At 33.8% G+C, this 12,741-nt stretch carries 12 protein-coding genes; 4 read left to right on the top strand and 8 right to left on the bottom strand.

Annotated features, from left to right (window positions below):
• Positions 1–1,443, top strand: coding sequence for a M56 family metallopeptidase (locus JHL15_RS03960; protein WP_200243064.1), 1,443 nt, complete (start codon positions 1–3; stop codon positions 1,441–1,443).
• A 52-nt stretch (positions 1,444–1,495) separates the two neighbouring features.
• Positions 1,496–3,487, top strand: coding sequence for an excinuclease ABC subunit UvrB (uvrB, locus tag JHL15_RS03955; protein WP_200243061.1), 1,992 nt, complete (start codon positions 1,496–1,498; stop codon positions 3,485–3,487).
• Between the two features lie 426 nt (positions 3,488–3,913).
• Here uvrB and JHL15_RS03950 read toward each other — a convergent pair whose 3' ends face one another.
• The 7 genes from JHL15_RS03950 to JHL15_RS03920 all read right to left on the bottom strand — a co-directional run bounded on the left by JHL15_RS03950 (position 3,914) and on the right by JHL15_RS03920 (position 9,366).
• On the bottom strand, positions 3,914–4,492 hold the full coding sequence (locus JHL15_RS03950; RefSeq protein WP_200243059.1) for an outer membrane beta-barrel protein: 579 nt from the start codon (positions 4,490–4,492) through the stop codon (positions 3,914–3,916).
• Complete coding sequence (locus tag JHL15_RS03945; RefSeq protein WP_200243056.1) at positions 4,479–5,681, bottom strand: hypothetical protein; 1,203 nt, start codon at positions 5,679–5,681, stop codon at positions 4,479–4,481. Before JHL15_RS03945 ends, JHL15_RS03950 begins: the two co-directional genes overlap by 14 nt.
• Positions 5,682–5,986: 305 nt before the next feature.
• Entirely contained in the window at positions 5,987–6,466 is a 480-nt protein-coding gene (locus tag JHL15_RS03940) for a cupin domain-containing protein (RefSeq protein WP_200243054.1), read from the bottom strand.
• 9 nt (positions 6,467–6,475) lie between these two features.
• Entirely contained in the window at positions 6,476–6,730 is a 255-nt protein-coding gene (locus tag JHL15_RS03935) for a DUF3820 family protein (protein WP_200243765.1), read from the bottom strand.
• A gap of 11 nt (positions 6,731–6,741) precedes the next feature.
• Complete coding sequence (locus JHL15_RS03930) at positions 6,742–7,833, bottom strand: AI-2E family transporter (RefSeq protein ID WP_200243052.1); 1,092 nt, start codon at positions 7,831–7,833, stop codon at positions 6,742–6,744.
• 4 nt (positions 7,834–7,837) lie between these two features.
• The gene (locus tag JHL15_RS03925; protein WP_200243050.1) at positions 7,838–8,572 is read right to left on the bottom strand and encodes a beta-carotene 15,15'-monooxygenase; all 735 of its coding nucleotides are present in this window, start codon (positions 8,570–8,572) and stop codon (positions 7,838–7,840) included.
• Positions 8,573–8,643: 71 nt separating this feature from the next.
• A complete protein-coding gene (locus JHL15_RS03920; protein ID WP_200243047.1) occupies positions 8,644–9,366 on the bottom strand; it encodes a hypothetical protein in 723 nt (240 codons plus the stop codon).
• A 48-nt stretch (positions 9,367–9,414) separates the two neighbouring features.
• Here JHL15_RS03920 and JHL15_RS03915 point away from each other — a divergent pair, with 48 nt between their 5' ends.
• The gene (locus tag JHL15_RS03915) at positions 9,415–10,392 is read left to right on the top strand and encodes an aminodeoxychorismate synthase component I (RefSeq protein WP_200243045.1); all 978 of its coding nucleotides are present in this window, start codon (positions 9,415–9,417) and stop codon (positions 10,390–10,392) included.
• On the top strand, positions 10,376–11,002 hold the full coding sequence (locus tag JHL15_RS03910; RefSeq protein ID WP_200243042.1) for an aminotransferase class IV: 627 nt from the start codon (positions 10,376–10,378) through the stop codon (positions 11,000–11,002). The genes JHL15_RS03915 and JHL15_RS03910 overlap by 17 nt, the downstream gene beginning before the upstream one ends.
• On the opposite strand, the gene menD is transcribed toward JHL15_RS03910, so the two are convergent.
• Positions 10,999–12,675, bottom strand: coding sequence for a 2-succinyl-5-enolpyruvyl-6-hydroxy-3-cyclohexene-1-carboxylic-acid synthase (menD, locus tag JHL15_RS03905; protein ID WP_200243764.1), 1,677 nt, complete (start codon positions 12,673–12,675; stop codon positions 10,999–11,001). The genes JHL15_RS03910 and menD overlap by 4 nt on opposite strands.
• Positions 12,676–12,741: the final 66 nt, after the last annotated feature.

Raw genomic sequence — 12,741 nt, 5'->3', positions numbered from 1 at the left:
ATGCTCTACATTTTTCTTAAAATAATTTTGTGCTCTTCATTACTTATTGTAGTCTATCATTTGTTATTGGAAAAAGAAAAGATGTATCGTTTCAACAGGTTTTTCTTACTTTTTTCATTAGCCTTTTCATATACAATCCCTTTTATATCAATTACAACAGAAAGACCTGCTTCGTCAATAGATTCACAATTAAGATTTGAAGAAACCACACAACAGATATTAACCATTCCTGCAAAACAGGAAACATTTGACTGGACAACTATTCTTTTGATCATCTATGCAATTATCACTTTATTGCTTTTAGTAAAAGCTATATTATCGATTGCAAAGATCCTGAATATCAAAGGAAAAACACTCTATCATGATCACTGTAAAATCGTGGTAACCCCAAATAATTTTTCACCATTTACTTTCTGGAAAACAATTTATCTGGGTGAAAATTATATAATCAATGGCCAAATAGATCCCAGAATATTTCTTCATGAGAAAAGCCATTTGGATCAAAAACACAGTTGGGATCTATTCCTGATTGAGTTTTTCAAAGTAATTACCTGGTTTAACCCTGCCCTTTATTTTTATAAAAGAGCAATGATCACCAATCATGAATTCCTTGCTGATGAGAATGTTTTGGAAAGCAACATTGATATTAAAGACTACCAGCATCTAATCCTTAATGAAATAGTCGATTCTCAAAAACTTGAATTCACCCACTCATTTAATTTTACAAATACCAAAAAACGATTTATTATGATGAATACTAAAAAATCCAAATTTATTGGACTAAAAAAGGCCGTAAGTATCCCAATATTAGTAACAGCATTCGGACTGTTTGTACAAAAAACTTATGCTAATAACCACAACCCGATTTCAGATATTTCAAAAGAATATACAAAAGCTTCTTCGGTTTTATTAAAAGAAATAGTTCATCAAGCTAAAAATACAGATAATAAGATAACAGCTTTTGATACAATTCGTCCAACGAAAAAAGCAGTCTCAAAGAAAGGGAAAATAAATAAAAATCTTGCACCTCCTCCGCCTTCTCCCCCTCGTGTAGAAAAAAATGTACCTAAGAAAGCAAACATGAGTGGAGATCATGACATTCCGCCACCTCCACCCCCAGCAAACAATTCTTTTGTTCAGGCAGAATTCCCAAAGGGAATTAATGAATTCCGAAACAAAGTAGCAAAAAATTTTAATGGCAGTGTATTTAAAGGAGATGAAGGCCGGCTTCAATCCAATGTATACATTTCAATAAATGCAGAAGGCACAGTAGAGAAAGTAGTAGCAGACGGAAATAACAAAGTTTTTAATGACGAGAGTGTAAGAGCCACCAAGGTCTCCACAGAAAATATCAATTGGAAACCTGCATTGGCAGATGGAAAACCTGCAGCGACGGTTTTTAAGCTTCCACTAGCCATGATATTTGAAGGTAAGAAAAAATGATAATAATTACGAGAGTCCTGAAAAGGACTCTTTTTTTTTATAAATTTGATGTATGAACTTCAATCTTCACTCAGAGTATAAACCAACCGGAGATCAACCTCAAGCCATTGAAAAGCTTACCGAAGGAATTGAAATCGGTGAGAAATATCAGACTTTATTAGGGGTTACAGGATCCGGAAAAACATTTACAATTGCAAACGTTGTCAATAATGTTCAGAAACCTACTTTAGTTTTAGCACATAATAAAACTTTAGCAGCACAGCTTTTTATGGAATTCAAAGAGTTTTTTCCAGATAATGCTGTTGAGTATTTTGTAAGTTATTACGATTATTATCAACCCGAAGCCTATATTGCTACTACAGGAACTTACATTGAAAAAGACCTAAGTATCAATGAAGAAGTAGAAAAATTACGTCTTTCGGCCACTGCAAGTTTACTATCTGGAAGAAGGGATGTATTAATTGTAGCTTCTGTTTCATGCATCTATGGTATTGGAAACCCAACTGAATTTCACAAATCGCTCATTTCTATTGGAATTGGAGAAAAAGTAACGAGAACAGCACTTCTCCATTCTTTAGTAAGTGCACTTTATGCAAGAACACTGAATGAGTTTCAAAGAGGAACGTTTCGGGTGAAAGGAGATGTCATTGATGTCTTTCCAGCTTATGCTGATGATGCGATAAGAATTCAGTTTTTTGGCGATGAGATTGAAAAAATTCAAAGTTTTGATCCGGTTACCGGAAATGTAACTTCGAGTTTTGAACAGATACAGATTTATCCTGCTAACCTCTTTGTTACCTCAAAAGAAACACTAAATGGGGCAATCAGAGATATCCAGGATGATATGGTAAAACAAGTGGATTTCTTCAGTTCGGTTGATAAGCCCCTTGAAGCTAAAAGACTACAGGAAAGAACGGAGCTCGATCTTGAAATGATTAAAGAGTTAGGATATTGTTCCGGAATCGAAAATTACTCAAGATATCTTGATGGAAGATTACCAGGCACAAGGCCTTTCTGTCTTATTGATTATTTCCCTAAGGACTTTCTTATGGTTATTGATGAAAGCCACGTAACCGTTCCTCAGGTCCATGCAATGTATGGCGGTGACAGAAGCCGAAAAGAAGCATTGGTGGAATATGGCTTCAGACTACCTGCTGCGATGGACAACAGACCATTAAAATTTGACGAGTTTGAGACCATGCAGAACCAGGTTATTTATGTTTCTGCAACACCAGCAGATTACGAATTAGAGAAAACAGGTGGAGCTTATATTGAACAAATTATCCGCCCGACAGGGCTTCTTGATCCTGTAATTGAAGTGAGACCATCTCTAAATCAAATTGATGATCTTATGGAAGAGATCCATAAGAGAGCAGCTGCGGATGAAAGAGTTCTGGTGACGACACTAACAAAAAAAATGGCCGAGGAGCTCACCAAATATTTTACAAAATTCGGTATCAGGACAAGGTATATCCACTCAGATGTTGAAACATTAGAACGTATTCAGATCATGCAGGATCTGAGATTAGGCGTTTTTGATGTTTTGATTGGAGTTAACTTACTCCGAGAAGGATTGGATTTACCGGAAGTTTCATTAGTTGCAATCCTGGATGCTGACAAAGAAGGAATGCTAAGAAGCAGAAGATCAATGATTCAGACAGTTGGACGAGCTGCAAGAAATGTCAACGGAAAAGCGATTATGTATGCCGATAAAATCACAAAGTCAATGCAGGCAACTTTGGACGAAACGGAGTACCGTCGTACAAAGCAGATGAAACACAATGAAGAAAACGGCTTGGTACCAACCGCTTTAAATAAAAAGATTTCAGAAAATCTTGTTGGTAGAAGCAAAGACTTTCCTGATTCAAAATATACCCAAAAGGAAATTATTCAGAAGGTTGCTGAAGCTAAGGCAAATTACGCCACTGAAGATATAGAGAAGATGATTGAGCAAAAGCAAAAGGAAATGGAAGCAGCGGCGAAAAACCTTGATTTTATAAAAGCAGCAAAACTTCGGGACGAAATTGCAGGTTTGAAAAACTAGCCAAAATAACAATGGAAACAATCATCACTATTTGCGGAATTTATTCTCTACTACTTGGTGTGTTTCATTTATTTTTCTGGATTTTTTTTAACTGGAAAAAAGATTTGTCAAAACTTTCTCAGGTTAATAGAGCCATTATGCAAATCTTAAATATCCAGCTCATTTTCGTTTTCTTCGCCACAGGATTACTATGTCTTTATTTTAATAAGGAAATATTAGAAACAGCCTTTGGCAGATATTTTCTATTAACGAATTCGGGATTTTGGGCTTTAAGAATAATCAATCAGTTTCTTTTTCTAAGAATCAACGATTATAGGGTTCATTTTTTGACTTTTGCCTTTTTTATTGGATGTGTTCTTTTCCTGATTCCTGTAATTTATTGAAATAAAAAATTGGCAGTCCCTTTTTAAAACTGCCAATGATTTTTTAGTTAAAGAAATAAATTAATCCAACCCTATAAACATCTCTTCGAGCTTGATAGTAGGTTAATGCTAAATCATCATATTGCCTTGTAAGTCCTTTAGAAAAACTTCCTTCTAAGAGAAAATGGTTTGAAAGTTTATAATCTACACCTAAGTCTACACTCAAGCCAAATCTTCTTCTAAAATAATAAGGTTGACTAATTTCATCATCTGGGATATAATTTAGTTTTGGGCCAGCAAAAAAAGAAAACTTCTTATAAAAATTATATTTATAATAGATTGGCAATTCTAAAAATGTGACACGATCTGTAAAAGACACAAGCAAAACTGATTGTAAATATGACTTTTCTAAAACCTGTTTTTCAAATGCAAACCCAACATATGCTTCATCAATAATATCACTTCTGTAACCAGAACGATCACCATTTTCATCTATAGCTCTTACATTTGAATAATTCCACCCTCCTTTCAACCCAAACTTTAAAGGATACTGTTGTGAATAAATAGCAATTGATAACAACAGAAACAAAGCATTGAGAACTTTATCTTCAATGCTTTTATGATTAATATTAATATACTTCATTTTGATATGAATTTCCTTCTTGTTTATGCACACTAAAAAATACATTCTTTTTTACTGATACATTTCCTATAATATAACTTCTTTCTTTTAATTTCTTTCTTCTTTTTTCTTTGCCTGTCAAAGGTTCATCTCCCACATCAGTACATTGAATAGGTTTAGCCGTTTTACCATAATAGCCTGTAAAAATAGTTGCTCTAAATTTTTTCCAGCCCCCATCTTTCTTTCTATATGATCTTGTATAGGTTTTCATTAATGTCGTTCCTGGAGTATTAGGAAAACGTGCGTCTTTTAATTTATGTTTCCAAACTATTCTTCTTTGAGCATTAAATACATGTTGCCCTTTATTTTTAACCTGTCCTCTACATTGACCTGTTTGTGAGTTTGTAGGATTAGTTGCAGTAATTGTATACTTTACCTCTCTGTATGGCTTTAATCCAGCTACAACCTGGTCTTGTGTTGCTCCATCAATATTAATTGGCTGCTGTGTAGGATTTGTAATATCATTTAAGATTGTCAGTACTTCGCTGGTAGTACCAATATCAGTTATAGGAAAACTGACATATCCCCAATCATATCTTTTATACAGGGTATACCCATTCTTACAATCTCCAACTATAAATTCAGAACCGAAACTTAACAATGTTCTTTCCGTATCATCATCAATGTAATACTCATCAGGCGAAGTGTTTAAATCCCAAGTATTATCTTTTTGCTGGCTCAGCCAATTATCATCTAACCCAGACAAATATTCTCTTAAAGAACATAAATTCAATTCCCTTTCGAAATCAATCAATGGTTTGTTCTCATCGAATGAGATAAGTTCAGCATAATCATCAGCTTTAACATCTGTCATGTTTCCAGTTTGTTGATCAAAACCATTATTATTCTCTTCAATCTTTTTGTCTAGTATGAGTATAGCTTCTTCATAACTCTTTAAAGTTGGAAAGATTAAAATATTATTCTTGCAGGTGCCCGCAATACCATTATCAAGATACACTGCCTTGACCCCAGAAAGCATTGAGCTTTCAACTGCTGAATTAAAGTAATCACAAGGAGAATCCTTAGAACCTCTTTTTGCTAAAGATACATCTTGTGATTTTACGTTCTCACTTTCCAGCTCTGAAGAACAGGAATAAAATAGTGAGCCTGCAATAAGGCCCATTACCATAAGTAAATAATTTTTTTTCATACAAAAAGTTTAAATGTTTCTGCCCAATGTATACACAAAAAACAATCTAAACAACACTAACATCTTAATTGACCGATAATTACAATCACAAAATTCCTTTTATACAATAATATATATTTGAGTTATAAAATATTAGAATAATATACTGCAAAACGAAAAAGAACGACATCGATAATGTCGTTCTTTTTTTAGTTTTTAAAACTTATGATTTATATCTTTTCCTTTTAAATGCCTCACAGACTTTGCCGATACAAACACCTAATTTAGCTATCCTCCAGCCTATTCAACTTTAATTGATAGATTTCTCAATGCGTAAACTCTTCAATCACTTCTTTTAAATCAGGATATTGTTGAAGTAGTACATTCCTTTCTGCAAGTTCAAAATCTAAAAAATCAAACCCCGGGGCAACTGTACAGCTAACTAATGAATAGCCTGTACCTTTTGAAATTTTTGCTGCAAACCACAAACCTGCTTCTATTCTTACTTGTGGAACTTCTCCGTTTTCTAAAGAATTTCCCAATATTACAGTATGCAATTTTCCATCTTTAATAAAAATAATTTCTAATGGTTCTCCCTGGTGAAAAAACCATAATTCATCAGACTTGATTCGATGAAAAGAAGATTTATTTTCATTTTCAAGCAAATAATAAATAGCGGTACTTACATTTCTTATATTCCCATCTTCAAGGGTTAATGTTTGCTCACTTCTGTATGTTTCTTTATAATATCCTCCTTCAGGATGTGGCTCTAATTTTAGAATATCAACCAGTTTTTTAGAATCCATCTGTTATAATTAAAATTTGTAAGTCTTATTTTTTATTTTGTCGTAGTTTACTGTTCCTCCCCGAAGTGGCGCAAGTAGATCCATCAAACCATTTAATTTTATTTCATAAATAGTAGATAGCTGCATACCAAGCTTTCCTTTAGGCATTCCTTGCCGATGAAACCATTCAAGGTAGCTTATTGGCAAGTCGGCGAGTATAGTTCCTTCATGCTTCCCAAAGGGCATTTTAACTACACATATTTCTTTTAATATTTCCGGGTTTATTCCTTCCACAATTATAGTATTAAATCAACTTTATTATCTGCATCATCATCTTTATCTGGCAGTTGAAGCTCCGGATGCGTTTCATTGTCTGAAAATTCATTTCTATACACCTGAATAAGCAAAAGGGTAAGAGAGATCAAAATAGGACCAAATATCAATCCCATAAAACCAAACAAGTTCATTCCCATAATAATTCCGAATACTGTATTTAGAGGATGAATATCTTCGAGCTTTTTCAGTAAGGTAAAGCGTAACAAATTATCCGTTAATCCAACGATAACAAGACAATAAACTGCAAGACCAAGACCTGGTCCGGTATCTCCTACTGCAATCATATAAACACAAACAGGAACATACACGATTGCTGCTCCAACCACAGGAATCATAGACCCGGCAGCCGTTAATGCAAATAACAATACAGGGCTTGGAGCACCAAAGATAAAATACCCTATTAAAGCAACTACCCCCTGCCCAATAGCTACAACAGGAATTCCAATTGCATTCGCTATGATCAGCTTTCTCATTTTATCTCCGATCAAAGAGACATTGGCTCTCTTTAAAGGAGCAGATGAAGTAAGTATTTTTTCAAATAACCTTGGCTTTTCCAACATGAAATAAAGAATAAAGTACATGGACATGATAACGGTAAGCGTGTTAAAAGTTCCACTAAGAGCCACAGTAGAGATCTTTCCTACTGAACCCTTTACTTTATCCATATTTTCTTTACTCAAAATATCAAACCCGAATTTATTATCGATATAAGTGTGTATCTTCTCCAGAAATATATTGAATTTAGCCATATAAGCCTGAGCATTCCCTAATTTATCAATTAAAAGGTCAGCAATAAAATAGATCGGCAAAATGAGGATAATCAAACTTGCTAGCATTAATACAAATGAAGCAAGCCAGGGCTTCCATTTTTTTTCCTCCTGAAGGTAAAAATTATATTTCCTACAGACAACATAAATGGTAATAGCCCCCAATACTGAAGGTATGAAGAGTGCAAGATTAAAACAAATCAGCCCCGCCAACACTAAAATAATAACAAGCAGGAATACCTGCTTTATGGCAATACCACTTATTTGTTTTTCCTTGTTAATCATATACTTATTTAAACATTATTTGTCTTGGTTTTCCTAGGAAAGCACAATACGCTGAATACATTACGACCATAATAAAAGGAGCAGTAATGATAACTCCTATAAAACAAAGCACGATGCCCGCAGCAGATATTAAAAGCCCTACAATAGTAGTGCCAAGGGAAGTTCCATAATTCTCTTTTGCAATATTGAATGATTTTCCTAAAGCCTCAGTAGCAGAAGCATTCTCAAACAATAAAATAGGATATCCTAATAACAACAAAGGATACACAAAAAAGAAAGGAATAACACAAATAGAAAGAGCTATACTGGATATAATTCCAGATAACAAACTATATATCAGTATATTCACGAAATTCTGACGATATCCAATGAATAGATCTGAAAATTCAATTGGATTCTTTGTATTGTATTTATTAACGATAAAAATTAGTCCTACATACAATGGAGCAAGAAGAATACCCAATAACCCTGATAAAGTAAGGTATAAAGGAAATCCCGGTGCATTCCAATAACTGAATGCAGAAAAATCATCCCCGGCATTTCTCATCTCTTCCATCATAGAAGCCGAGTTAACACCAGTAACCGTTTGAATAATAACCCCACCGATAAGATACACTATCATTGCGACAATAGCATAAAGAAAAACCCCTTTATACATTTCGAAAGCGTGCGAAATAATTGAACCCGTATCCCTATTAGGAACAGAGCCTTGCTGATCAAATTCGTCGAATCCAGACATTGTTTAGTTTTTTTAATGTTTTATCAAATTTAATTTTTTTTGATAAAAAAAGCATTAAACAATGCCAAAATTTAATTTTTTTCTGAAAAAACGGTCTTATATAGTGAATATATAATAGCATTCCAAAATGGAAAAGTAAATAACCCGCCTACAAGAAACAAGGCAAAACCAGCATATTTGAATATAAACGCAACAATAACGCAAACCATTATTTCCACAAAATACATTTTCAATGCTTTAAAGTTTAAACTAATTGCTTCAAAAATTCTCTTATCAGCAAAAAACATTAATGGAGCAACGAAAATGGTTACAAAAACCCATACAACTCCAAGGATAATTGTTTGTGCTGCCAACAGATAGACAAAAAACCAAAACAAAAAATAGCTGATATATTTAAAGAAATTAAGTCCATTGTATCCGGCAAACAAATCACCTAACACGATCTTCTCATTAAGATCCATTTTTCTGAAGATCTGAAAAAGACCAAGATTTAGAGGATAAAGAAAAACAATTGTTCCCAATATAGCGTAGCTGAAATTCTGATATTCTTTGGTTGCACTTATTGCTGCTGCTTTTTCCATATAAGCTTTAGTTCCCAGCTTAAAAGCTTCCGCCAACTCCTGGTTTTGTCCCCAAATCCCAAAGCGGGAAGCGAAAAAGAACATTCCCGTAAAAAATATCGCAAAGTAAATGATGGAAAACATCAGTTGGAAAATCAGAGTCTTATTCCAATAGAAAAATGCCTGCTTCAGTATAAAATCAATTCCCGGTTTCTGTGGATATTTGTTCTGCATGTAAAAATATTTTGTGCAAAAGTAAACATCAATAAGTACTTTTGTCGAATGTTTTCAGTGAATCATCAAAAATTTATGGAAATGGATGAGCTTTCTCGCCAGAAAACTCCCTATTTCTTTATCATAGACTTTCTAAGCGAGAATGTTGAAATCTATTTAGAGCATGAAATAGAAAAATCAGGTTTATTAGTTGATTTTCAATCATTTTCGACACCCAAACAAACCAAGGAACTCCATAAAAAAATCGAATGGAGATCCTATCCAGAAACCTTGGAAGACTTCAAAACAGGATTTGATCAAGTTCAGAAAAATATTCGTCTAGGAAACTCTTATCTAGTTAATTATACACGAAAAACAAGAATAGAAACAAATTTATCCTTAGAAGAGATATTTCTTCACTCAGATGCGAAATATAAAGTTTTTTATAAAGATTTTTTCGTATTTTTTTCTCCGGAAACTTTTGTAAAGATCATTGATGATAAAATTTTTACGTATCCGATGAAAGGAACAATTGATGCGTCAATAGAAAATGCAAAGGAAATCCTGAAGAATGATAAAAAGGAAAAGGCTGAACATTACACCGTGGTAGATTTGCTTAGAAATGATCTTAGTATGGTTTCAGATGAAGTTACTGTAAATCACTTTCAACACATTGATCTTATCAAAACACAGCAAAAAAACCTGTATGCGATGAGCTCTGAAATTGCAGGAAATATAAAGCCGGAATTTGTAGGAAAGATAGGAAGCATAATGAAAAAACTTCTACCAGCAGGTTCTATTTTAGGTGCCCCAAAGCCTAAAACCCTGGAAATTATTCAGCAAGCGGAAGGTTATGAAAGAGGATATTATACCGGAGTTTGTGGTTGGTTTGACGGCAAAAACGTTGATAGCTGTGTAATGATCCGCTTCATTGAAAAGGAGAATGACACATTATATTTTAAAAGTGGTGGCGGAATCACACACATGAGCAAATTAGAAGACGAGTATCAGGAAATGAAAAATAAAATTTATGTTCCAATTTATTGAAAGCATTAAGGTAGAGGATCAGGAAATCTTCTTATTGGACCTTCATCAGAAAAGAGTCAATGAAACATTTGCCCATTTTGGAAAAGAAGGGTCTATTGACCTGTCTAAATTATTTAAAAACCTTGATCATGATGAGGACGGCCTTTTCAAATTGAGAATCGCTTATGACCTGGACAAAAAGGTTAGAACACAAATGATTCCCTATGCTATTCCGGAAATTCTGGATTTTCAATTGGTAGAAAATAATACATTCGATTACTCTTTCAAATTTGAAGACCGTAAAGAATTGGAAAAAATGAAGATGAAATCAAAGGCTGAAGAGATTATTATCGTTAAAAACAATCATATTACCGACACTTCATTTTCAAACCTTTTGTTCTTAAAGGGTAAAGAATGGTTTACCCCAACTACTTATCTTTTAAACGGCGTTCAAAGACAAAATCTTTTAAAGAAAAAGAAAATAAAAGAAATGGAAATCACCTTACAAAACATTAAACAATTTTCACATTTCCAATTGATTAATGCTTTGAATGATTTCGATGATATGTTTATTTATCCCATTGCTAAAATCAACAACTTACCTGGTAGCGAAGAATATCTGGAGATTTAACCCTCATTCATAAACTCAAAATAACCTTTCAATACATCTGCACTATTTGTACCGTGCGTATTTATTTCAAGTATTTTAGGCTGGTTATCGGGTTTGAAAAAGTTATCCAAAACTCTGTCCAGGGTTCTGTCATCTTCTACTTTGATATATGAGAATCCAAAGTGCTTAGCTAAGTGCTCTGCGTTCTTATGATGCTTGGTTGCAATAAACTCATCTAACGTATTTGGATTAGCATTTCCAGGTCCTGGAATAATTTTAAAGATATTTCCTTCCCCGTTATTAAAAATAATAATTCTTACAAATGGAGGAATATATTGATTCCACAGACCATTGATATCATAGAAAAAACTTAGATCACCTGTGATCAGCAGAGTAGGATTAGAATTTTTGATTGCAAATCCCATCGCTGTAGAGGTAGATCCATCTATCCCACTTGTTCCGCGGTTACAATACATTTTTCGCTTTCCAAAATCAAACAATTGCGCATATCTGATTCCAGAACTATTACTGAAGTGGATATTGTAATTTTCAGGTACCGTTTGTGAAGCTTTATTGAAAAAATAGAAATCAGAGAACTCTACAAGGTTTAAAAACTTCTCATGCTTTGCATCTTTCTTATCCCTCAAAACATCCCAAAGGTTAAAATAAGCCCTTGGCTCCAGATTAATAAATTTCAATAGCTTGGAAAAGAATATTTCTGGCTTTACTTCAATTTTTTCGGTCAAAGAAAAATAAGTATCCGGCTGCCAGACTTCGTCCAGATGCCAATGCTGCTTAGGACGTGCTTTTCTTAAAAACTGTTTTACCTTTTTAGAAACTACATTCTGCCCTACTGTAATCAACAAATCGGGAGCATATTTTTTATAGTCTTCTTCAGTAAAATTAAAAATATAACGATCTATGAATCTGAAAAACTTTTCATGATACACATTCGAATTGGCTTCACTTAAAACCACTACAGAATGATTTTTAACCAGCTGAGATAATTGATTTTCCAATTCGGGAATATAATCTTTTGTTCCAACCAGGATCATGATTCTTTGTGAAGTATTCCAGTCCGCTACGAGATTAGATGGAATTTCATATTCTTTCTTTTTAATGGTTTTTTCAACCGTTGGAAAGGTTGGCAATTCAGAAACCAAATCATATAATGGTTCTTCTAAAGGAATATTAATATGAACAGGCCCTTGCTTTTCAAAACAAAGTTCGATCGCCTTTTTAATGGTTTCAAAATTAATATCTTCCGCATTCTCTTCTTTATCTTCTAAAAGCTGAAAGTCACCATAAGAATGTTGATGAAAAACATCCTTTTGTCTGATCGTCTGTCCGTCAAAAATATCCACAAAATCCACTGGTCTGTCAGCAGTTAACACTAAAAGCGGGACATTCTGATAAAAAGCTTCTGTTATAGCAGGATAGTAATTCACCGTCGCAGAACCACTGGTGCAGGTAATCGCAACCGGCTTCTTCTCACTTTTCGCCATTCCTAAAGCTACAAAAGCGGCACTCCTTTCATCTACAATACTAAAACAGTTAAAATGATCTATCTCTGAAAAATGAATTGCAATGGGTGCATTTCTCGATCCGGGAGAAATAACAACATCTGAAATCCCGTACTGCTGGAGAAGGTTTGCAAGTATCTGAATGCTTCTCTTAGAAGAATATTTTTTCATATCACAAATGTAGTTCATAAATCCTTAATTGTAAAATCATTTAATTTAAAAAAGCCGTAATTTAGC

The sequence above is a fragment of the Chryseobacterium paridis genome, assembly GCF_016595215.1.
GTDB classification, from domain to species: domain Bacteria; phylum Bacteroidota; class Bacteroidia; order Flavobacteriales; family Weeksellaceae; genus Chryseobacterium; species Chryseobacterium paridis.
The sequence above is the reverse complement of the archived record's forward strand: the minus strand, read 5'-3'. Positions and strand labels throughout refer to the sequence as shown.

Coding starts and splice junctions, on each gene's coding strand:
- JHL15_RS03960 (WP_200243064.1), top strand. CDS start 1: ATGCTCTACATTTTTCTTAAAATAATTTTGTGCTCTTCATTACTTATT.
- uvrB (WP_200243061.1), top strand. CDS start 1,496: ATGAACTTCAATCTTCACTCAGAGTATAAACCAACCGGAGATCAACCT.
- JHL15_RS03950 (WP_200243059.1), bottom strand. CDS start 4,492: ATGAAGTATATTAATATTAATCATAAAAGCATTGAAGATAAAGTTCTC.
- JHL15_RS03945 (WP_200243056.1), bottom strand. CDS start 5,681: ATGAAAAAAAATTATTTACTTATGGTAATGGGCCTTATTGCAGGCTCA.
- JHL15_RS03940 (WP_200243054.1), bottom strand. CDS start 6,466: ATGGATTCTAAAAAACTGGTTGATATTCTAAAATTAGAGCCACATCCT.
- JHL15_RS03930 (WP_200243052.1), bottom strand. CDS start 7,833: ATGATTAACAAGGAAAAACAAATAAGTGGTATTGCCATAAAGCAGGTA.
- JHL15_RS03925 (WP_200243050.1), bottom strand. CDS start 8,572: ATGTCTGGATTCGACGAATTTGATCAGCAAGGCTCTGTTCCTAATAGG.
- JHL15_RS03920 (WP_200243047.1), bottom strand. CDS start 9,366: ATGCAGAACAAATATCCACAGAAACCGGGAATTGATTTTATACTGAAG.
- JHL15_RS03915 (WP_200243045.1), top strand. CDS start 9,415: ATGTTTTCAGTGAATCATCAAAAATTTATGGAAATGGATGAGCTTTCT.
- JHL15_RS03910 (WP_200243042.1), top strand. CDS start 10,376: ATGTTCCAATTTATTGAAAGCATTAAGGTAGAGGATCAGGAAATCTTC.
- menD (WP_200243764.1), bottom strand. CDS start 12,675: ATGAAAAAATATTCTTCTAAGAGAAGCATTCAGATACTTGCAAACCTT.